Raw genomic sequence first — 22,170 nt, 5'->3', positions numbered from 1 at the left:
CATGAAGACACTCCCTATCCTGCTGGGAGCATTTATGCTCCCGCTTTTTGCGCATGCGCAAATCAGTGCAACGCCAGATCCTAAAAAGATAAACGAGAGCAAAGACGTGGCTGGTGCTATTTCTTCCACCGTAAAAGGCAAAACAAGTAACGCCTCTCGCCTCAATGAAAGTCAGATTCGCCCGGTTTCGGGCGATAACAATATGAAAACTTACGATGGCAAGACGACGTTTAATGGCAAAGCTGTCTGCAAAGGTTCATCAGAATTCATGCGCATGCTGGTACAACCCTCCACTAACGGCAATCTGAAAATTCTGAACATCATGCAGGATACCGATCTTAACGGCAGTCTTGATATTACAACCTCGCCGGGCTGGGATGTGTCTGTGGTATGCAGCAATGGATTCCAGACATGTGCCGATGCCAATAACGCGGCGACCTGTACTTCATGGGCATGGGTAGCAAATGCGCAGAACTATCAGTTAGGCCGCAAAAGTGTTGCCATGAGTGAACTGGGTGGTTGTTACTGCATCAACAATAGTTGTGGCAATAACCTTGCCTGGAACAACCTCAGTCAGGTGCTGAACGACCTCGGAGGTGGAGCGTCACAGGCACTGTCACGCGCAAATCCCTGGTTCACACTGAGCCAGATAAAGGTAGATGGTGTATCGGCATCCTTTGTCGGCGGCGATACTGCATCCTGCTCGATGGGAGATTCAGAGGGTTTCTTTGGCACGGCTGATGGCAAAAAAATCCTGACCTATCAGGATAATTACAATGCGATGAAATCCGATGCTAATAATACGGCTAAAACCAGTGATGCTTATCGAATGATTACTGATGGTAGCCTAAACCCAAATGAAAAATCAGATATCTATAACTGTGACATTAATCGAAATGTCTCACTTGACGAGCCTAAGCTGAATGAAATTATCGCCTTTGACGGAGGGCAAGGTTCCGTACAGCAATGTGGTTCTGACTGCCTGCAATTGGTTCTTGGCAGGCTGGGTGATAACTACTGGAGCGGGTCATGTAAATACTACGAAGTTGACTCCAACTTCTTTGTTAAGGATCACACCCGTATAGCCAGTGCCACACTGGTTAATGCTGTATTTGATGACTGGATGCAACTTTGGGCCGGGGATAAAGTGGTCTGGTCTGGCCCCTATGGAAACTGGAACGATGCAGGCCCGGTTCCTGGTGCTTGTGAACTCAGTAAGTCCTGGAACGTTTCTCCTAATTTAGATTTTAAGCAATACCTTAACCAAAACGGTCAGGTTAAATTCAAGATCCGCGTAGAAGTCTCCGGGGAAGGTGAAGGTTATGCCCTCGTTCGCCTGAAAGCCGATTTATCGTGCCGCGAAGGTAAGGAATATACGACAAATACCTGCACTGCTTATGAGAATGACCAGAACTGTCAGTTAGTTGATGAAACGGTCGATGGCGTGAAAACATTTATCGGCAATATCAACACCGGGTTAATTCCCTTACCACAGACAAAAACGTTACAGGGCAGCTTCTGTTCGTTACCGGTTAAACGTGACTGGTTTACAAAGAAACGCGCATATCGTTGCAATCGTAAAGTGGATTTCAACTTTGACAATATTATCGAACGTAAAGCCTACATCAATAAAACCGTCACGCCAGGCGACTATAAGGACAAAATGTTCTCGAATGGCAAAGTATCTTATGGATCTGGTGAGTTGTTCTGGCCCGACATGCCTACTGTTGGCCCATGTATCAATATGTGTAAAACACGCAAGGCGAAAACAACACCTGATATGGCTATAAGTGGTCAGGTTGACAAGAACAATAAAGCGGGAATTACCAAGTATGACAATTTTTATTATGAATGTGACGCCAGTAATTCCTGCCCAGCGGAACCCGGTGAAGAAGTTATTAAAGCTTGCCAGTGTCTGAATGAATTTGCTGAAGCATCAGCCATTATGCAGGTTATTCGTCAGGCAGGTCAGGACATGATTTGCAGTACTGGCAATACAAAAAAGCCAGACGGCTCAGCTAAATAAGGAAGTCAAATGGAAATGCTCAGAAAGTTTATTAGCGCTCTCCTTATTATTTCACAACTGGTCATGCTGATAGGTGTAATGCCCGTGCGAGCGGATAACCCTATCGCCACTAATTTTGTATGCGGTCAGGATCTTAACAGCAACGGTTATCTCGGTGATGAAGGTGAGTATCAGGCATGCAAGACCGCAACGCTTAATCATACGACGAACGCCAGCCCATATTGCCTACAGGGATACGTCATGCAGTCCAATGGAAATTGCATGAAGTATGAATACGCACCTCTGGGTAGCCAGTGTCCTTCTGGTTATTTTATCCAGAACGGACAATGTATGAAGGAAGAATATCTGCAAGCGCAGGCGTATTGCCCTAGTGGTTATATCGTTGTGGGGAACGGCTGCCAGCGCGTTACATACACTAACCCGACTCAATCATGCCCAGCGGGTTCGGTTATCCAGAATGGAAGATGTGTTACACAATCACAAACCACACCAACCCAAAGCTGTCCGAAAGGCACAACTTTAGGCCCCTACGGTGCTAAAAGGGCATGTGGCTGGGTTAACTCTAACAATATCCCCCCTGCACCAAAAGGCTATACAGTTATAGGCTGTCAAGGGGTAGGACAAATACCCGGTACGCGAGTGTGCTTTGTTAACCCGGACTATATATGTAATCAGGGTGCGCTGGTAAATGGTACGTGTGTGGTTAGTAATGATACAGGTGCTGTTAAACTCACCTGCCCGTCTGGTTCTCAGTTAATTAACAACCAGTGTGTTAAGACTGAAAATACGAATTTGAACTATCTCTGTCAAACCGGAACACTGGTCAATAATCAGTGTAAAGTCGTAACAAATGGTGGCCCGGTTCAGGCTGTTTGCAATACAGGTTATGTCATACAAAACGGCCAGTGCGTCAAGTCCACTCAATCCCAGACGCAATACAGTTGTTCTCAAGGTACACTCAGCGGTACACAGTGCAAATGGAATACGCAGGAAAACTATTGTCCCATTGGAGTCAGCCAATCCTGTCTGAACAATAATGGTGGCGCATCCTGCTCGCCTAATAAGTGTATCGATATCGGTGTGAATAAGCCGGTTGATGAGGGTAACGTTGACGGTTCGATGTTGGTTGATGATGGGAAAAAAAGCGAAGATGGTGTTTGTATGGATCAGCTTTTTATCTTCAGTGGCCGTGGACAGGATTGCAAACTCGCTGGTATCGATACTGCGTATAAAAACTGCTGTAAAAGTGAAGGGAAAGTCTTCACAGATGGTGCGGGTGCAATGGGATCGATCTCCACTGCGGCCAGCACTGTATCCAAAGTCTACGGCGCAGCCCAGGAAGCCTACACCTATTATACCGTGGCAATGCAGGCAACCGGTGATGCTGCTATTGCTTCTTCAATGGCTGCTCAAGGTTTTGGAAATGCGATGATTGTTGCCTTTGATCCAACAAGCCTGGCAATTTCAGTCGCCATATACTTTGCTATGCAATATCTGATGAAAGCCTGCGATCAGACTTCAATGGAAACAGCGATGCAAGCAGGTTCTGGTTACTGTCATGAGGTTGGCACTTACTGCAAAAAGAAAATACCCCTGCTGGGATGTGTGCAAAAGGCGACGTCCTATTGCTGCTTTAACTCCAAGCTCGCACGAATCATTCATGAACAGGGTCGCCCCCAACTGAAAAACTTTAACGGCTGGGGTGATGCAGGTTCACCACAATGTCGAGGATTCTCGCCGGATGAATTTCAGGCACTTGATTTTAGTAAAATTGACCTGAGCGAGTACGTGGAAGATATGGTGAAAAAGGCAACAGATGAAATTCAAAGCAACGTTAATCAGGTAACACAAGATTTTTACGAAAAAACTAATTAAACCAAAGTGTGCGCACTATATTGGTGCGAACATAAATCATGAAAATCAACACTATATAGGGCAACTTCATACGGAATGACTTAATCATAAATTTGGTGTGTCATTTAATCAATTCTGGTTTATGATATAAATTCATATCATGGAACAGTGACGCATCATGCTCAAATTGACCGCTCTCCTTCTCAGCGCTGGCCTGGCAGTATCGGCCAGCGCTGCAAGCGTTAGTAATACGATCGGACAGGTCTACGATATCGCTGAACCTGACGCACTGGCTGAAATTGAACAACGCGTCCGGGCAGTAGACTGGTCTAAGGAATTGAACAAAAACCGGGAGTCCTGGGCTGCATTTCAGGGGATTCCATTACCTGCGGCCAAAGAAAACCGCACCCGCTACCACGTCCCTTTTTATACTTCTCTGGTTGATGTTCCTGACCAGAACGGCAAAGTGCTGTACCCGAAAGGCTATACCTTCAACCCGCTTCAGTTTGTTCATCTCCCACAGCGTATCGTTGTGATTAGTCCCGGCCAGGAAGAATGGCTTAAGGCCAACGCGCAGAGCACTGACATGGTGCTCTATACGCATGGTGATGTCATACGCAAGAGCGATGCCATCAACCGCCCTGCGTTTATTCTCGATGCCACGCTGAAACAGCGTCTGGATATTCAAGTCACCCCAACCGTTGTGACGCAGGAAGGTTCTCGTCTGGTCATCAATGAATACGAATGGCAGGCCGATAAAAAGCGCTCTACGGCCATGCTACGGGCAATGTCCAGTGACATGCTCAGTGCCACTTCAGAACTGATGGCAACCGCGTTTAATACGCTGATCCCTGCGGCACATGCTGAGTGTAAAACGTCATTCCTGAATCCAGTGACTGATATTGGCTGGTCTTGTATTTTTCCGATGCGTATCGCCGGTGTTCAGATAGTTGGCGGCGAAGAAAATCCCGGTTCAGCAGACTCCCCCGTATGTGTGTGTAAAGGCGGTTCGATCCCCAGAATTGGCCTGCGCACCTCCTTCTGGGAGCCTAAGCGCATTATCGATACCGTATCTGATCCGTACTGCATGATGCCCCTCGGCACATCCCTGAATACACCCAAGCCAGGAACGCTTGGCGGTGGCCTTAATGAAAACAACGGGTCTAAACGCGCATTCCAGCAAGCTCACTATTACATTTTCCCGGCCTGGAAAATTCTCGATATGTTTTACGACATTCCCTGCCTGGACGATGAAGGGTATGACGTGGCGATGATGACGGAGATCCTGCCTCAGTGGAATAACGACATCCTGAGTCTGATTATTAACCCTGAAGCGCTGCTATTTGCTAACCCTATATCAACAATCACCTGCTCTGCTGATGCGGCTGCGGCCTCCTTCGGCATGCCCCTTAATGCACTGTTCTGGTGTATGGGGTCATGGGGTAATGCTTACCCGCTATCCGGCTCCATAACCTCTACTGATTATGTTGAAGCCAATGCCGGTATCGCCGCCAGAACGATCTACATGATGGGCCGACTCGGTTTGCTCTGGAATACCTCAGCCGATGGTTGCTACCGCGAACTGGCCCCAATCTGGCGTAAAGACCGCTTTAAGCTGCAAATGATGCGCCCGGCCAGAAGCACAGCCTGTATTCCTCTGGGCCGCGAAGGTCTGTTGTGGACAGGCGGCAAGCACGATCCGCGAAAAGATAATTTCATGTGGATGATGTTTGAAAAGAAAGACTGCTGCGTGAGCTATCAGGGTTCGGTTCTTTAAACTTATTCATTTGCGCATGCGCAAATTATTAAAGGGATACACGATGAAATTCATTATTTCGAATAAGCATATTACGTTCACGCTGCTGTTTATGTTTCTGCTGTGCATTTTTGGCGGCAAAATATCTGCGGCCATTATTAACGAAACGGCGCTTGTTCAATGGTTGACTGAGAACCGTATTAATAACGTCTTTACCGGCGCTGATTTCTCCATCCTGCCTGCGGTCGCTGTATTAGCTGTGATTTACCTCCTGAGCGCTGCCCTTCACAGCCTGCTCATTATGTTACTTGACGTCTGGGACTACCTGACAACCCCTCCGGCTGTCACGCCGGTTCAAAAGGACACTGCTACCCCGCAGGTGAAGTCCCCTGAAGAATCTCTGAAATCTGAGCCAACGATGGGCGAACTGCCAGTGGACGATAAATCAACCGAACCGAAGGACAAGCAACTATGAAGAACAGCCACATTATTCTTCTTGCTGCCCTTGCATCGTTCGGGGTCTATGCGACCGGTAATAACAGCCTGTCCATCGATATCACCCCGGAAATGATGGCGGCGGCAAATAAGGCCAATACCGCATTAGCAGAGAGCGTAAGCGGTGACGAACACGCGTCCTCACGGCAGTTTGCGGCCTCTGTCGCTGAGTTCTCCAGAAGCAATGAATTTCGTGAAAAGCAGAATGCCGTTAAAGCCCAGGTATTAGGCTCCAGTGGTCTGAACAGCGCTCCTGAAGAAGAACAGGGGCCAAAGCTTGCCGGGAATCAACTGGTGATGTTCGTTTCCAGCAGCATGCCGCTCAATACTCTGCGTAACTACGCCAGGGATTTATCCAAAGTCGGCGGCGTAATGGTGATGCGGGGAACAGTCGGCGGGATCAGCAAAATGCAGGAAACCATAAATCTGACGCGCAACGTACTTGTCGCCAACCCTACGTGTGAAGGGGCAAAGTGCAAAATGTGGGGTACAGAAATGCTGATTGATCCGATGCTTTTCCGGCTCTACGACATTAAAAGAGTTCCAGCATTGATATATCAGCCCGATATGCACATCCAGAGTTACTGCGATGGCCTTGAGAATGCAACCAAAGCGTCTGCGGTGGTGTATGGGGATGCCTCTGTGCGCCGCTTGCTGGAACGCATGAACGTCATATCGCCTGACGCAAAGGTTAAGGCTCTGGTAGAACGTCTGGAGAAAGCATGATGCGAGCGATCCTGAAATCCCGTAAACGCCTATCCAGTGATGCCCGGAGACTCATCAATACCACCACGATTGCGCTGAGTCTGGCGTTTGCTTACAGCCTGTTCACGCACATTTTAATCCCGGCAACTCACAGCGTTAATCCTCGTGTTCTCTATCGCGCCGGTGAACAGGCCACGCAGCAGAATGACTATGTGAAATTCCAGCGTACCGATGATTACCTGCCCGATGGCAAAGCCTGGCTCGTTAAACGGCTGGGCTGTGTGGCCGGGCAGTATCTCTCCCGTACTGGCAATCAGTTCTATTGCGATGGCGAACAAATTGCGCAGGTCATGTTGCGCGATACCAACGGCAAAAGTCTCCCTGAGTTTACGTATACCGGCACGGTTCCTGAAGGTCAGGCTTTTGCCGTGGGTGATACCGCGAACAGTTATGACAGCCGTTACTGGGGCTTTATCCGCATGTCTGATACCGAAAAACTCATTCCCCTTATCTGAATGATTTGCGCATGCGCAAATGACCGATAGAACGAGGACGATATGTGCAAAACACTTGTAGCCCTGACGCTGATTAGCCTGGCATTCCATGCCACGGCCAGCGCCAGTGCCGAACCCGTCAAGAACAACCCGAAACATGGTTTGTTCTGGTATGAAACGCCCAAAAAAGAAGAAGAAAAGAAAGCCGAAGCCAAATACCCGCGTCCGGTCGTACCTTCTGCTGAAGAACTCTTTCAGATGCACCCCAAAGATATGCAGGAGTTACTGGATAAAACCCGTGACTACGCGGTGTATAAGCTTTCCCCGGATGCAGTGCTCGATTACTACAAAGTTCAGGACGCAACTCGCCGTAAAGCATCTGCATTCACTAACCTGACCGGCTACGTGATGCTCGATAACCCTTCCCTGAATGCGGCGCAGGACTACCCCATCACCAATCCGGGGAATGCTGAGAAACAGCGAGAGAAACAGAAATCGAAAAACGAATTGCTCCAAAAGAACCGCAACGAATACGCATTGCTATTTTTTACCGAGCCAAATTGCGGATTTTGCGTACAGCAGTCCCAAATTCTTGAAAACTTCCAGCGCGATAGTAGCTGGTATATCAAACAGATTGATATTACCCGTGAACCTGCCGCCAAGAAGAAATTTAACGTAGACCGTGCGCCCGTCACGATACTTATAAAACGTAATGCGCCAGATAAATGGATGCCTGTTTCCGTTGGCGTGGATTCACTCGATAACCTGCGCACCAGTATTTACAACATGACCCGTGTATTAAACGGCGATACCGATCCCCGCCAGTTCTTCACCAATGAACAACAGCAGGGTGGCTTCTTCGATCCTCTGAAAGGAACGGCCAAATGAATTTTGCAAAGTCTGCTCTGTTATTGCTGTTACTCATTCTGAAGCCGTTGCAGGCTTCGGAATATCAGTCACCTTCCATGCAGCAGGAAACACAGGGAATGAGTCAGTACCTTTATAAAAACAGACTCAATTATGCCCTTTTGTATTTCGTTCAACCTGGCTGTGCGTATTGCCAACAACAGTTGCCGGTAATGGGAGAGTTTCAGGCCCAGACAGGATTGTATGTAAAGACCATCGATATCATTCAGAACCCGGAAGTACGGACAAAGTTTAACGTCAACGCCACGCCGGTCATTGTGTTGATCAAACGCAATGGCAGCGCAAGGAACTGGCAGACCGTATCAATCGGGTACTCCCCCCTTCTGACGCTTCGTGCTGACGTTTTCAAGCTGGTTCGCCTTATGAACGGCCATGCAGCTACCGGACAGTATCAGGCCCGTACTCAACCTAATGCGGCAACGCAAATTACCCAATAGGTACTAAAGATGAAGAAACTAATACGCTTTGGCCTCCTTTTCATTGCCGCCATTTCACCTCTGGCGGCAATGGCCGATAACTGGGCTGATAAGTGGTTTGATAATGCTGTGTATGACTCACCGAGCAGCTTCGACAGCCAGAAACGGGGATATTACACAATGGGGGGGTTTACCGCCCGAACCACAACCAGTACCGATTACCCGATTACCATTTCTCCCCCACGCCTTTCCGTAGGCTGTGGTGGTATTGACGGATTTCTGGGGGGATTCTCGTTTCTTGATCCTGATTATCTGGTTGAAAAGGCACAACGTGCAATGCAGGCCGCGCCCTATGTGGCCTTTGATATGGCCCTTAAAACAATGTGTAAGGAGTGCGCCGACACGCTGGGGAAAATCGAGCAAATAACGAACTTCCTGAACGGTATTCAACTCAATGAATGTGCGCTGGCGAAACCCATTGCGACAGCGATGGTGGAGCGTGACCCAGAGGCGCTTAAGGGTATGTTAACGGAAATGACCGGCGTCAAAAACCTTGAAGAAGCTACTGATCGTATGTGGAGCGATACCACTTCAAAGATTAAAGCTGCCGATGACAAACCTATCGCTGACCTCAAATCTATGATTGCAGGATGCCCTGCTGACTTCCGTGATCTGATGCAGCACGGCTCTATTGTCCAGCGAGCTGCCGCCAAAGTAGGGATGTCTGACTTTGCCGATACCATTCGCGGCTATCTTGGGGATGTCTGGATCGAGTCCAAAACCAATGACAAAATTCCAATTGCCAAAAGTGTGACCAGTTGCCCTCAGAACAAACGCTATTCTCTCGATGACATGCTTAATGGCCGCTCTTACATCAAGACCATCGACCAGCAATGCGTACCGTCAGGCTCCCGTCCGGTTCGCACGGTTGTTTATCAGAAAATGGAAAGCATTCTGACGCGCATTAAAAACAACCAGCCGTTGAACAGCGAAAACCAGGCATTCATCAACCAGACCAATATTCCGATATACGCCATTCTGAAACAGTCGGTCGTCTCCGGTCAGGATCAGGTCATGCTGAACGTCCTGAGCGAGTTCGTTGGCCTCTATTACACCTACTACATCTTTACCGATTTATACCGCAACTCGGAAAACACCTTTAACAAAGTCAATGAAATGGTATCGACGCCGTTAAGCGATCCGAATGCCGGTTCCAAGCCGTGCCGGATGGATCTGTTTAAACCGGCTATCGCGAAATTTGACGATTTGATTGTGCAGTCCCGCGAGGCTGGCGTGAAAGTTGAAGCCGAATTTAACAGCAAATTGCAGTCCTACATGCTTAACCAGAGCTTTATCAAATCGGTCGAGACAGAAGATCGCCAGGGCCAGACTGACCGTGCTGCCGGGAGTTTACGTTGATGAAGAAAACGCACTTTCTTTTACTGGCGCTCCTGTGCGCCAGTCCTTCAGCCTTTGCGCTGGACGGCGAATATGTGGTGATGGGAGGGTTCTCTACCATCGTTAACGCATTCACTCGCCTGAAGCTGATGTTTAACGACAACGAATACAAAACCATGATTTCGGCATTCGTGGTCGTCGGCATGGTGGCGGCATTACTGCTTAAATCGGCTAAAGGTGGACTGGAATTTCTGGAAACCGGCAAAGGCCAGATGGGACTCGGCTGGCTCTATCTGACAGTCGTCGGAACACTGTTCTACTTCGGTCTGGTAACACAAAAAGGAACCATTCATATCTACGACCAGAGCCGTAATCAGTACCAGGCGGTGAGTGGTATCCCCGACTTTTTGATAGCCACGGCAACCGTCACTAATTCCGTCTATCAGGCGTTTGTGGATATGTCGAACCGCAATACAGCCACCACCACGCGGTTTACGGGAGAAGGCACGCCAATCAAGATGTTGCTTGGCGTACTGAACCGCAATGGCGCACAGTTTGATCCTTACCTGACGGATAACATCAGGACGATGTGGAATCAGTGCTCCGCAGTGGCTCAGTCTCGCGGATTTGATCCCCGTACCTTGAAAACCGGCTCATCCGTTCTGGATGTGGTTTCCGCGCTGGCTCCGCTTCGCAATCAGGCGGTTTATACACAATGGTACAGCCCTTCCAATCCGGCAGGGGCAACTGTCACCTGTGACCAGGCATATGTGTCGCTGAAAAGCGATCTGGGCAATCCTGCGTCTTACAATGCCCGTCTTCGGGATGTATGTAGTAAAAACGGCTACCAGGTCGCGGATGCAGCACAGTTCGCTGACTGTAAAGGCCGCATGGAAGAAGGATTGCAGACCATTTTTTCTGCCAATGGCTTATCCCTGAACACCATTATGAGCAACATCGTTGTTTCTCAGGCCATTGCGGATGCCATGCTTCAGAATAACCCTGAAGTGGCCGCAAGCATGATGGCTAACCGCGCCATGATTAACGGCGGGATGGCTGACGCTATCACTAACCCGGAATGGCTGAGCTTTATCATGTCCGGTGTCATTGCCATCATTCTTTCCATCACCCCCTTGCTGTTGCTGCTCGTATTCACTCCGTTACTCGGTAAGGCACTGACGCTGCTGTTAGGTCTGTGGATTTTCATTACCACCTGGCAGATTGCTGACACATTACTATTGCAGGCGGGTACGGATGAAATACTCACGGCCATGAGTGATATTCGCTCAATGGGACTGGGTATCGATGCGGTTCAAATGGGGCCATCCTCCACCATGAAAGCCATGTCCGTAATGGCTTCCGCAAGGGAAACAGCCGTTCAGATTGCAATGCTGGTCGCTGCAATGTTTGGCATCAGTGCTTATGGCCTCGGTGCGTTCGGTCAGAAAGCGATGGGACGGCTGGATCGCGTTACTGAAGAAGTCAGTGATAAAGCCTTTACCCCTGAAGGAAAAGGCGCACAAATTAACGCTATGCGTCAGGGTCATGCCACACTGCAAACGGCTGCGGAAGTCGGCAGCATCGAGCAAATGAGCAATGCCACTTCGTACCGTGACACATCGGATACCTTCAGTTCCAACCTTCAGATTCAGGGGCTTGGTGGCAGTGTTGGTACAGCGGCACAGCGTTCCGCGTCAGTGGACGCTGGTCGTTCAACGGGTACGGTTAAAGGTTATGAAGGGGGGAATGTTGGAGGGGGCTATATGCCTGCTGAAGCCACGGCCATGACCTCCACGCAAGCCTCGGTCGGTGACGGAAGGGGCCGTGAAGCGGCTGCGGATAGCGCCGGTATGAACGTCACAGATATGACCGCATTGAATACCGGTGTCGGCACGACAATGCAGACGTCTGATGCAAAATCGAACCTACAGCACGGCGGGGGGCAACTCGATACACTGGCCGCACAGCAACGCGATGTGCATGGTACTGAGCGTGGTGTGCAGATTGGTCATGCTGGCGGGGTTCGTGACGCAGCCAGTGCCGCAGGTAAATCGGTTACGGCATTTAGCAGGGAAAGTACGGCAACCAGCCAGACCAGTGAACACGCATCCGGTCAGGGTCAGTTGCAAGCCGCAGGCTCACTGACAGGCATGCACTCACGCGGTGTTTATACTGCCGGTGCTGAAAGTGATGAACGTCTTGGCCGCACTCAGGCGCTCCATAACGCATATGACGAAAACGGCGGCATCACAAGTGGTGTTACGGAATCACAGACTGAGCATTTGAAACAGAACCTGAGTGATATGCGCGAGCAACGCGCCAATGTCAACGAAATTGGAGCGGCCACAGGAACATCGGAACCGGAATCCCGCACTATCCTCTCTGCGGCTCGTTCGGCTGAACAAATGGGTACGCTCGAAGGGAATCACTACAGCCCTGAGCAAATGCAGTCAAACAGCGCCTGGTCTAGCGAGAAAGGCGCTAACGTCATTCAGGGTGAAAAAGCAGTATTCAAGGAAACCGGGCAATCCATGCCAGTGACAGCGCAACGCCGGGGTGAAATTGAGACACACACCACCCTGGCCGAGCAAGGCAAGTTCGATACTGTTAGCAATGTAATAGGGGGTGATGCGCCAGCGGCTGATGCAATCGCCGGGGCAAATACCAACATGGCCGTGACTAAAAACGAGGCGCAAAAACTGGCTAACAATGGCCTGCTTGATCCAGTTCAGGTTCAGGCGATCCCGGATAACTCAGTCGGGACGGTTCACATGGGTCTACGCCTGGGTGAAGATGGAAAAGCGGTAGCGACGTCAAGCGTGGCAACCGGTCAGAGCACGTCTATCGATAACAGCTTCCGCAACGACAGCGGTCAGACGATGGGTACAGAAACAAGTGCGCTACAGCAGCTTGAAAGCCCGCAGGCAGTTAACCAGTTGCTGACGGCCAGTGAACAAAAGCTGTCCGGTTCTTCGCCGCTGACCTTTGCAACTGAGGCTTCCCGCGCCCTGAACCCTATTTACAACCAGGCACAACAAGCGTTGTCAACAAACTCAACTGCGGCCAGTGCGGGGGTTTCCACTCCAGCTATCGGCAAATTGTTTGGTCTTAGCGCAAGTGCTGTAGCCCAGGTAGAGCAGTCAAATGTAAACAGTGGGTCGATTGATCTGAACACGGCACTATTCCAGCATAAGGTTGATGGTTATCGTCAGGAAGCTGAAAAATCGGCTGATGCGATGTCTCTCACTGGTGCTAAGCGTGAGCAGTACATTACTGATGTGGTAGCCCCTCAAGCCTCCACGCTCTTTAAAACGGTTAAAGAGGGTTATACAGAACTATCAGCTAGCAATGCTGACAGGTCTACAGGGAACGAGATGCGAACCCCTGGCGCTCCACAGGATGATAAGCAAGTCACCACACAACCACGGGAAAATATGTTCTCAGTAAACGGGGCTGGTAGCCCACAGGAGTACATGGCAATGCAGCGCCAGCAACATAGCCAACCGACCCCACAGGATGACAAGCATGTCACCACGCAGGCACAGGAAAATACATTCTCAGGAAACGGGGCTGGTAGCCCACAGGAATATATGGCAACGCCGCGCCAGCAACATTATCAACCGGCCCCACGGGATAAGCCAGCAGGTCTTGAGGGGACGCAAATCAGCAGCGCCAGCAAAGATGATGATTCTGCATCATCGGCGCACCCCCCAGTAAATCTGGAAAGCTCCCAACAAGGCATACCTGTTGAGGCAGATACCGGCTCTAAACAGGGGAACATACCGCGTTAAACCCTACCTCGCACTTGCATAGATAACACTAATGTGTTACAGAGTAAATGCGGGGATTTAATTTTATTGTTGATGAACCGACCATAATGATGAGGATACGCTATGAAAAAATGGCTTGCTACGCTCATTGATGACCTGAAATTTTTAGGTTCTGAAGTGAAAAAAGAATGCGTTAATCTTGAGGTAACTCCGGCAGCGAAAGTGACTGATTCAGCTAAACCACATTTGCCGGTTTATATCCCTTTTGATTCAAAATGTCCCGGTACGAATGTAAAATTTTATCGTCACTAATTTGCGCATGCGCAAAAATGCAGGACTGCCGTCTGCATTTTTTTTGCCATGCCATGATACAAATTTATATCATGGTGCTATATGCTTAAACCTGTTTGTATTTTTATCATGCTATGTCTTCCGATGACGGCAGGAGCAATCGAACTGACCGCCGCAGACAGTGCAGCATCACAAAAAATTCAGTATATGCAGCAACGGGCAGGAACCGATCATTCCCGGATGGCCGCTTATATTCAGGCTGACCAGGTGTTTACGCAGTGGTGCGGAAAACCGGCAACCGTCAGGGATTTGAAACGTATTACGACACAGGAAGGATTTACCGACCTGTATTCCCGTCTGTCGGAAGGTAAAGCACTCGGCATGACGCAGACCAGAGCATTACTAATGAACAACAACCCAGAGTTTTGTAAGGAGAAGAAATGAACGACGATATGATTAATATTATTGGTATCGGTTGTCTGGCCGCACTATTCTGGTATATCCAGATCCACCGCCCAAAGAAAAAACTCAAGACGCCGGGAGAATTACAACTTAAGTCCGTCATGACCTCTGACGAGCGTGAAATGTACTCGGCATTGAAAACACTTTTTGCTGCGCCCTATATTATCAAAAACAATGTGACGCTCGATGACCTGGTATTCTCACCATCACTAAATAAGAAACCGTTCTTCCATAAAGCCATGCGCGAGCAGAAAGTTGGTTGGCTGATCCTGAATGACAAGTACACACCGGTTCTGGCCGTGGATTTCACAACGAGTGATGATGAAATTAAACTGAATTGCCTCGCCAGCGCGGGTATTCCCTGCTGCATCATGGACTCAGGTACGCCAGCAACAAAAATTGCTGATGAACTTACCCAGGCCGCTGCTGAATTGTCTCTGCCGCTGACCGGCGCACTGCCAGGAACTGAACCCCATACCTCCGCAGCCGCCTGACAGGAACAGAGCGGCCCTTCGGGGCCGTTCTGTGATGATATAATGCTTAAGCATTCTTTCCCGCAAAAAATCGACGCTTACTGCCATACCGTCCGGGTTTTGACCTCCCCTTGCGATTATGCGCTGTCGGAAACTATCCGTGATGCGTCTCGTGAACTCGCCAGACTTGTCAGCCATGATTACCGGCATAACCCTCCGGCACGGTGCTATCAGGTATTCAGCGCCTCTGGCCGGGGGTGCTGGATTATCGGGATCTGTGCGGAAGCAAAGGATTCGTTGCAGTCCCGCTTTTCCGCTCTGTCTCAGAGCCAGCGTCTTATTGACCGCCACCACTGCACCGATAATATTGCGCTGATTATCGAATATGAACTAAACAAAATGCCCGTGAGAAATATCACGGGCATTTAATAGCAAATATATAAAGCGTTACGCGTAACGTTATTTTTTAGGCTTGCTAACCATGTTGTAAATAATGCAGCCAAAGAATGCCGCCACGACAAGAATCGCCTGCCAGAACATGATTGGATCATGAGTCATAATAGTTCTCCGTCTGTAATAGTCAGTAAAGACTGAGATCAGTATAAGCCCTGTCGCGAGAACATAAGTAAAACTAAAAGGTGATTGGGATTAATCCAGGATGCGCCGGGGTAACGGCGCTGCCGTATCAGTAAACCACTTTCCAGACATGTGAAGGGATTTTGTCATACAGCTTGCCGGTTTTGATTTCCGCATAGCGATGATCGGACGCAGAATAAAACACGACAAGTTCTGATGCGGGGAGTGAATCTTCTTTACGCTGAATGATTTTATCCAGCGTGGTGATTTCAGTCACGCGACGGAGTTGTAATAGCCAGTCCTGCTTATTCATTTCACTATTCCTTTTCACTAATCTCTGACCAGTTGCGGCCCGGCGTAGTTGTCAAAGCGTGACCACTGACCGTTGAACGTCAGTCTGAGTGTACCAATTGGCCCATTGCGCTGCTTGCCCAGAATGATTTCGGCAATGCCCTTATCCTCCGACCGCTCGTTATACACCTCATCGCGATAAATGAAGATGATAAGGTCGGCATCCTGTTCAATGGAGCCGGATTCCCGTAAATCTGAGTTGATAGGACGCTTGTCAGCACGCGATTCCAGCGAGCGATTTAGCTGTGACAGAGCTACCACCGGTATATTCAGTTCTTTAGCCAGACTTTTGAGCGCCCGGCTGATCTCCGCAATTTCCAGAGTACGGTTTGAGGAATGTTCAGGTACGCGCATAAGCTGAAGGTAATCGACCATAATCATTGCCAGTCCACCCGTTTCACGGTGCAGACGGCGCGCCCGTGCGCGAACAGTTTGCGGGGTGAGTCCTGATTCATCGTCAATGAAGATATTGTTGCGCTCGGAGAGAATACCGGTAGTCCCTGTCAGGCGAGTCCAGTCCTCGTCTGTCATTAGCCCCGTGCGGATATTAGTCTGATCGATACGTCCCAGTGAGGCATACATACGCATCATCAGTTGCTCTTTAGGCATTTCCAGACTGAAAATTAATACGGCTTTATCCTGACACAACGAGACGTTTTCGCAGATATTCATGGCAAACGTAGTTTTACCCATCGATGGCCGCGCGGCCACCACAATCAGATCGCCGTTTTGCAAACCAGCGGTCTTCTTATTGAGATCGGTATAACCGGTATCCAGCCCCGTCACGCCGTCATGAGGGGTATCAACCAAAGCCTGCAAACGTTCAACGGTACTGTCCATTACGTCGAGGATTGAGGTCGGCCCGGCCTGTCGATCATCGCGTGACGCGGTGATGTGCATCACTTTACGCTCAGCCAAATCAACAAGCTCAGCCGCATTCATACCCCGTGGCTGAAGTGTCTGCGTAGCGATCTCATTCACTGCCGCCAACAATTCGCGCTTTAACGCCGCTTCCCGGACGATATCAGCATAGGCGTGAATATTTGCCGCGCTGGGTGTGTTCTTGGAGAGTGTTGCCAGATAGCCAAACCCGCCACAGGCATCCTCAAGCCCTTTCCCGCTAAGTTGTTCACTCAGGGTAATCAGGTCAATTGGGCTACCACGTTTAATCAGGGAGCGCATTTCACTGAAGATAACCCGGTGCTGACGTAGATAGAAATCAGCCTCCCCTACGACTTCAGTGACACTATCCCATTCATCATTAACCAGCATTAAACCGCCCAGAACGGACTGCTCAGCCTCTATAGAATGAGGGACAGGTAATCCCTGTTCACTGTTGTCTTTTTGGTTTGTCATGGTGTCACGGCCATCGTCTGCATTAAGGTTGAAAATAACAGATAAGTGTTATCTGCTGCAAAATATTACTACGCACGGCACAACACGGCAAAGTGAATGATCGGTTTACCACTGAAACCCGTTATTTGTCGGATAATACTTATCAGACAGATAACGGGTTGGACAAGCCGCAGGTGCGTCAGAGTACTGTAAAATAGGGCTTCAGCGATTCAGATTAATCAGCGGTATTATCCAGAATAAATTTCTCTGCCACCTCATGCTCGTCAAAGCAGGAAATAACAAACACCTCACCGACATAATCCCCCCGAACTTCGAATTCGAATGCGTCATTTTTGGCGCATTCTTTTCTGTCAGCATCTACAGGAACGATTCTGAGGTTGTCGTACTCCGCATCATCCCCAAACGGCAGATCGTTTATGATTTGGCGCAGCGGTCGCACATCATACTCGCTGCTCTCGCGGCAGGCATCACGAACCTCCCCGCCTAAAGTGTCCAGCACATCCCTACCAATAACCGTGTCGCCGTGACCACGCATCATTTCTGAAACCGCAAAAATAACACCTCGTAGAAACCCCGTATTCTCAGCGCCTTTTACTGAATCAACCTGGTCAGTCATTTCGTTCCCGCCATCTGTATGATATGAATTTATATCAAAGATATAACAGATAAGTGTTATCTGCAAGGTTAACTCAACAGCGCGTGATATCCTGGGGGCTACCGGAATGTCAGCCCTTGAAGTGGCCTGAACGTCAAAAATCTATGGTTCCGGGAGGTGGCGGCAAAAACGGATTACGTTTATCTGTGGGTCGATTAACAGGTGTTCCCTGCTTTATTTCGGTTGCACTTTTCTGATAAGACACACCCTGAATATGGAAATAGGTCAGACCATCCGGGATCAATTCCAGAGAACGTTTCCGCTGGGAAAGCAAAAAGTCCGAACGGAATTCCACGCTATCATCCTTCTCAGTCACGCCGTCAACGACCTGGTGGATGGATGGATGGAAATGCTCGGACTCATCATCAACGTCTTGAATAAAGCGCACCTGATATTCCCGTGCATGCTTATCGGAATGCTTCACTCCGGCTGACTGGCTGAACAAAACGATGTTGTAGCCTCCCGACTCCTTTTGCCTGCGACGACTGCCCTTCGCTTCCCTTTGTACCTGCGTAGAACGAAAACTAATGCCATCCAGTCGGTATTTCTCTGAGACGCCGAGATATTCAGCAATCGCCTGGGTGATCAGGTATTCGCTGTCCTGACGCTTACCGAATACCGGCAGGGTCATCTTGCGCGAGAAAGTTTTGAGGAAAGCGGTACGTTCGAGGCTTCTGATTGTTTTAGGGTTAAACACGCTTTCACGAGAAAAAATAAGTGAATCAAGCGCCGAAATATCAAGAATACGCATTTCTTTGAGTGGCCTGAATGCCGCTACGACTACGCGACTGCCAACAGGTGGCCTGACTTCTGATATAGCCACATCCTGCGTAGTGGCTCCGTAGAATACGGATATTCCCTGAGCATTCATACGACCTGCACGGGCTTTATCGGCAGGGGGTGGGCCGAAATTACGTTCTGGATGAACCAGCGCTTCTTCCGCCTCTGCTGATGTCTCAAAAACTCTTGCGCGATATAACGCTGTTTCGCCGTCGATAACTCGTATAGGCGATTCATCTTTCTCTGTTTTAAAATAATTTAAATCAACAAATAAGTCATCGAGAAATACTTTTACAGTACGGTTAAAGAATCGCGCTTCTTCAGTCAGTGAGCGGATCATCTTCGTCCATGCACGGCTTAAATTCTCTGATGAAAATCCTCGCGACATATATATGTAATCTTCATTATAATGTGGCGGGTCAATATCCTGATAATCATTAAACTCGTCGCACAGGCAATCATAAATATCGGTGACAATATCTTCATTATCTACTTCTAAATTTTCACAAATCACCTCCTGCGCTGACGAACCGCTTACTGAATCGTAGTAATAATCTGCCTCTCTAGGGATGTAATAATCTTCAAAGACCTGATTCATTATCCCTGCAATATGCGAGACGGGGACGTTTTTACGCCGCTTGAGACAATAGCTACAGGGCTGCGCCGCTGTCCCGCTGCTCTTAACCTCTGCTTTGACATATTTTTCACCAATGCAGACATGGCATAGGTATTTATCTTCATTCATCGCAGTCTCTCCACGCGCACTATTGTCGTTGTTAGTTATGTTCTCAAAAGGACGATAATCAATATAAAATGGGTGAACGGTAAAATGTAAGTGTGTTCTATCTTCGCATTTAATCATCGTGGCCCTCCCTACTATTTATCCTGGCTTAGTCGATGGAGGGTGCGGTTAAATTCATGGGTCAAATCGTCAATGCCGTCTTCATGCGTGAGGGTTCCGGCCAGTACATCGACAATGAACTGGTTTAACGATTTACGTTTTTGTTTAGCCACCTCTACAACCACCTCTTTAAGCCCATCATCAAAACGCAATACCAGCGTGGCCGTGCCATCTTTCGCCGCTTCACTAGGGTCGTCTGCTGGTCGTTCACTGTCTGCCAGTCGGTTACGGATACGGGTAAGTTTTGCGATAAAGCGATCAATCATGGCCGGTGTAGCTGCTTCTGAATCACTGGTGACGGCCATCTGTAGGCATTGATTTATGTATGTATTAACAGGACGTTGATTGTCTTCTGCCCGTTGCGTGATGCGTCGGTGTACGTCGGTGGGTACGCGCAGGTTAAACCTGCCCTTACGTTGGCTTGGATAGAGGGGTTGCTGCTTCATAACCGGTGCTCTCGATGTAAGTGTCAACTGGACACCTCATAATAACGTCACAGCCCCTGAATGTAATCTCCTGTGTAGTGGCGGTTCAGTGGCACGGCTTGACTGTACGCTGTCGTCTGACGCTGTTTATCAGTCTCTCATCAAGCCTGATCAATCATTTTGAGAAGGTTCTCTCTGGATTCCTGTTTAAGTAGCACCTTCATTTCATGCAAATAAGAATCCATATTGTCAGACAAGTCCGTATAGGTCATAGTGCATCCATCGGCAATATACTTTCTGATGACCACTTTTAGTGCCGGATTCTCGCATAACTGTAATATATCATCATCACTGACGATATCGTTATGCCAGACCTTTTCTTTAAGCCGGGCTATTTTCCGTGAAATAATCTGAAAGGACACTGCCAGTATAAATGATGCAACAATTAGCCATGCTGCTACGTCGAAACCACCTGTCCATCCTGCTGCGATCATGTTTAAACTATAGAAGGCTGTAATACCCAACATAACCATGAATCCGGTTGGAACTCGATACTTTTCCTTAACTCCCCATGTATAATTATCTTTCCCTGGGCCATTTCGGTATGTTGACACCACCGCTTTAATACGCTGCTTTGTGTCTTCATAATCGGATATATGCACCTGATTCATCCTCGTTCTAATCTTATTACGTTATGGATAGCCACACTACCGCGCAGTCGTCTACGCCTGATCTATTTTGCTGATCATTTCTGCCCACGATTCCATTGCCGATTTTTCTGGGATTTTCGCCAGTAATACATCTTTATTGGAATATAAAAACGTGTACGTTAAGGAATAACCCTGAGTAAGATGCGTTCGGATAATAGTCTTTAACGCCGGATTTGCGCACAGATATAATACATCTGATTCGCTGACGTTATCATTGTACCAGACCTGCTCTTTATAATGGACGGACAGACCAGTATACAGCATGAATAAAAAACCCAGCACCGCCGCCCCGCCGCTACCTAATGAGAACCATTTCATTAAAGGGTCTTGCGTATCGAAGTAGGTAAATACACTCAAAAAACATACTACGGCCACCACAGAAATAAGATAACCGCGCAAGGCATATTCCGGTCTGGTGATCATTTCATAATTCGACCGTTTATCATCACCGCGATATTCTGTTACTACTTTTTCAATACGCTGCCGGGCATCGTCTTTAACCGAAATATCCACACTTTATTCCTTATTCTTCGTTATTGTGATCTTACGCTGACACCGGACAGGACGCATACCGATGGTGATACCGCAGAACTTGACCGGCGCAAATCGCCGCCCCCTGTTCTCCCACAGCCATGAGGTTATCGACGCGCTGTGCGATTTCCTGAGTGATGCCGGTAATTTTGGGTCTTTCATTTTTCTTCTCGCATGATACAAATTAATATCATAGAATGTATAACAGTAAAGTGTTACACGCAATATCTGACGTTCTCTTTTTTCTCTCTTGCGGCAAAACGTACAAAGTCCCGCAAATGCCGCATCGGGGCATTTTGTGGATATGTAGGGGGTTTAGTGGATGATCGGACACCAGATAGGCGATAAGCCAGTCTGACACGTCACCCGGCCCGGCAATTTCCATGCGGTAAAACGACAAAAAAGGCGTAAACTTCCGCAAATGAGGTATGTCGCCTGGGTATTTATTTCGGTTCCGGTGACTTGCCGGAAATCGTACACTTTTTAACGGGCCAGTCCGTGACGAGCCTGGCCGTTTCATTGATGAGGATGACTGGGCATGACAACACACGAATTACCGCACAATGTGAACCCTGATGATGCAGTGCTGACGCCTGAACGCATTGAAGCCATCGCCGCAGACGAAAGCGGTGATCCTGAAAAGCGCGAACTGGCAAGACGCCTGCTCACCGCCGATGCCTTTCTGAAGGTTGTCAGCGGCGGTGGCAGCAGCACCTCGCATCATTTTGTTAGCTCAACGGGCAAGCGCACTCTGATGACGCCAGTTGAGCTTGCGGCATGTTCGTTCAGTTCAGCCCGGCCAGAACAGGATTAACCGG

Annotated in this window: 22 protein-coding genes and 1 pseudogene; 15 read left to right on the top strand and 8 right to left on the bottom strand. The window is 48.8% G+C overall.

What is annotated here, in order from left to right; all coding sequences use genetic code 11:
• Position 1 precedes the first annotated feature (1 nt).
• From AC1MKH_RS25430 to AC1MKH_RS25365, 14 genes are all read left to right on the top strand, one after another.
• Entirely contained in the window at positions 2-2,026 is a 2,025-nt protein-coding gene (locus AC1MKH_RS25430; protein ID WP_488452213.1) for a conjugal transfer protein TraN, read from the top strand.
• A 9-nt stretch (positions 2,027-2,035) separates the two neighbouring features.
• The gene (gene traN, locus AC1MKH_RS25425; RefSeq protein ID WP_488452212.1) at positions 2,036-3,901 is read left to right on the top strand and encodes a conjugal transfer protein TraN; all 1,866 of its coding nucleotides are present in this window, start codon (positions 2,036-2,038) and stop codon (positions 3,899-3,901) included.
• A gap of 157 nt (positions 3,902-4,058) precedes the next feature.
• A complete protein-coding gene (locus tag AC1MKH_RS25420) occupies positions 4,059-5,657 on the top strand; it encodes a TraU family protein (protein ID WP_488452211.1) in 1,599 nt (532 codons plus the stop codon).
• 43 nt (positions 5,658-5,700) lie between these two features.
• Positions 5,701-6,111: a hypothetical protein gene (locus tag AC1MKH_RS25415; protein WP_488452210.1), complete on the top strand. Its 411-nt coding sequence runs from the start codon at positions 5,701-5,703 to the stop codon at positions 6,109-6,111.
• A complete protein-coding gene (locus tag AC1MKH_RS25410; protein ID WP_488452209.1) occupies positions 6,108-6,857 on the top strand; it encodes a type-F conjugative transfer system pilin assembly protein TrbC in 750 nt (249 codons plus the stop codon). Before AC1MKH_RS25415 ends, AC1MKH_RS25410 begins: the two co-directional genes overlap by 4 nt.
• Positions 6,854-7,351 carry a S26 family signal peptidase gene (locus AC1MKH_RS25405; protein ID WP_488452208.1) on the top strand — a complete coding sequence of 166 codons (498 nt, stop codon included), beginning with the start codon at positions 6,854-6,856 and terminating at the stop codon, positions 7,349-7,351. The genes AC1MKH_RS25410 and AC1MKH_RS25405 overlap by 4 nt, the downstream gene beginning before the upstream one ends.
• Before the next feature lie 42 nt (positions 7,352-7,393).
• A complete protein-coding gene (locus tag AC1MKH_RS25400) occupies positions 7,394-8,218 on the top strand; it encodes a conjugal transfer protein TraF (protein ID WP_488452207.1) in 825 nt (274 codons plus the stop codon).
• Positions 8,215-8,694, top strand: coding sequence for a conjugal transfer protein TraF (traF, locus tag AC1MKH_RS25395; protein WP_488452206.1), 480 nt, complete (start codon positions 8,215-8,217; stop codon positions 8,692-8,694). Before AC1MKH_RS25400 ends, traF begins: the two co-directional genes overlap by 4 nt.
• A 9-nt stretch (positions 8,695-8,703) precedes the next feature.
• Complete coding sequence (locus AC1MKH_RS25390) at positions 8,704-10,092, top strand: conjugal transfer protein TraH (protein ID WP_488452205.1); 1,389 nt, start codon at positions 8,704-8,706, stop codon at positions 10,090-10,092.
• Entirely contained in the window at positions 10,092-13,862 is a 3,771-nt protein-coding gene (locus tag AC1MKH_RS25385) for a conjugal transfer protein TraG N-terminal domain-containing protein (protein ID WP_488452204.1), read from the top strand. The genes AC1MKH_RS25390 and AC1MKH_RS25385 overlap by 1 nt, the downstream gene beginning before the upstream one ends.
• 102 nt (positions 13,863-13,964) lie before the next feature.
• On the top strand, positions 13,965-14,153 hold the full coding sequence (locus AC1MKH_RS25380; RefSeq protein WP_488452203.1) for a hypothetical protein: 189 nt from the start codon (positions 13,965-13,967) through the stop codon (positions 14,151-14,153).
• Between the two features lie 81 nt (positions 14,154-14,234).
• Positions 14,235-14,576, top strand: a complete 342-nt coding sequence (locus AC1MKH_RS25375) for a hypothetical protein (protein ID WP_488452202.1) — start codon at positions 14,235-14,237, stop codon at positions 14,574-14,576.
• On the top strand, positions 14,573-15,088 hold the full coding sequence (locus tag AC1MKH_RS25370; protein ID WP_488452201.1) for a DUF2726 domain-containing protein: 516 nt from the start codon (positions 14,573-14,575) through the stop codon (positions 15,086-15,088). The genes AC1MKH_RS25375 and AC1MKH_RS25370 overlap by 4 nt, the downstream gene beginning before the upstream one ends.
• Before the next feature lie 42 nt (positions 15,089-15,130).
• Positions 15,131-15,496 carry a hypothetical protein gene (locus AC1MKH_RS25365; RefSeq protein WP_488452200.1) on the top strand — a complete coding sequence of 122 codons (366 nt, stop codon included), beginning with the start codon at positions 15,131-15,133 and terminating at the stop codon, positions 15,494-15,496.
• 256 nt (positions 15,497-15,752) lie between these two features.
• Here the strand turns inward: AC1MKH_RS25365 and AC1MKH_RS25360 are convergent, their stop codons facing one another.
• From AC1MKH_RS25360 to AC1MKH_RS25325, 8 genes and pseudogenes are all read right to left on the bottom strand, one after another.
• Positions 15,753-15,956, bottom strand: coding sequence for an Hha/YmoA family nucleoid-associated regulatory protein (locus tag AC1MKH_RS25360; RefSeq protein ID WP_488452199.1), 204 nt, complete (start codon positions 15,954-15,956; stop codon positions 15,753-15,755).
• Between the two features lie 17 nt (positions 15,957-15,973).
• The gene (dnaB, locus tag AC1MKH_RS25355) at positions 15,974-17,350 is read right to left on the bottom strand and encodes a replicative DNA helicase (RefSeq protein ID WP_488452198.1); all 1,377 of its coding nucleotides are present in this window, start codon (positions 17,348-17,350) and stop codon (positions 15,974-15,976) included.
• 214 nt (positions 17,351-17,564) lie between these two features.
• On the bottom strand, positions 17,565-17,966 hold the full coding sequence (locus AC1MKH_RS25350; protein WP_488452197.1) for a hypothetical protein: 402 nt from the start codon (positions 17,964-17,966) through the stop codon (positions 17,565-17,567).
• Between the two features lie 133 nt (positions 17,967-18,099).
• The gene (locus AC1MKH_RS25345) at positions 18,100-19,647 is read right to left on the bottom strand and encodes an RES family NAD+ phosphorylase (RefSeq protein ID WP_488452196.1); all 1,548 of its coding nucleotides are present in this window, start codon (positions 19,645-19,647) and stop codon (positions 18,100-18,102) included.
• Between the two features lie 14 nt (positions 19,648-19,661).
• Complete coding sequence (locus AC1MKH_RS25340; protein WP_488452275.1) at positions 19,662-19,991, bottom strand: hypothetical protein; 330 nt, start codon at positions 19,989-19,991, stop codon at positions 19,662-19,664.
• A 42-nt stretch (positions 19,992-20,033) separates the two neighbouring features.
• A pseudogene (locus AC1MKH_RS25335) lies at positions 20,034-20,132 on the bottom strand (toxin-antitoxin system HicB family antitoxin); the annotation flags it as partial.
• Between the two features lie 140 nt (positions 20,133-20,272).
• A complete protein-coding gene (locus AC1MKH_RS25330; protein ID WP_488452195.1) occupies positions 20,273-20,782 on the bottom strand; it encodes a hypothetical protein in 510 nt (169 codons plus the stop codon).
• 51 nt (positions 20,783-20,833) lie between these two features.
• Complete coding sequence (locus tag AC1MKH_RS25325; RefSeq protein WP_488452194.1) at positions 20,834-21,334, bottom strand: hypothetical protein; 501 nt, start codon at positions 21,332-21,334, stop codon at positions 20,834-20,836.
• Positions 21,335-21,890: 556 nt separating this feature from the next.
• On the opposite strand from AC1MKH_RS25325, the gene AC1MKH_RS25320 reads away from it, so the two are divergent.
• On the top strand, positions 21,891-22,166 hold the full coding sequence (locus AC1MKH_RS25320; protein WP_488452193.1) for a hypothetical protein: 276 nt from the start codon (positions 21,891-21,893) through the stop codon (positions 22,164-22,166).
• Positions 22,167-22,170 lie beyond the last annotated feature (4 nt).

The sequence above is a fragment of the Pseudocitrobacter sp. CD920760 genome, assembly GCF_057782505.1.
The sequence above is the reverse complement of the archived record's forward strand: the minus strand, read 5'-3'. Positions and strand labels throughout refer to the sequence as shown.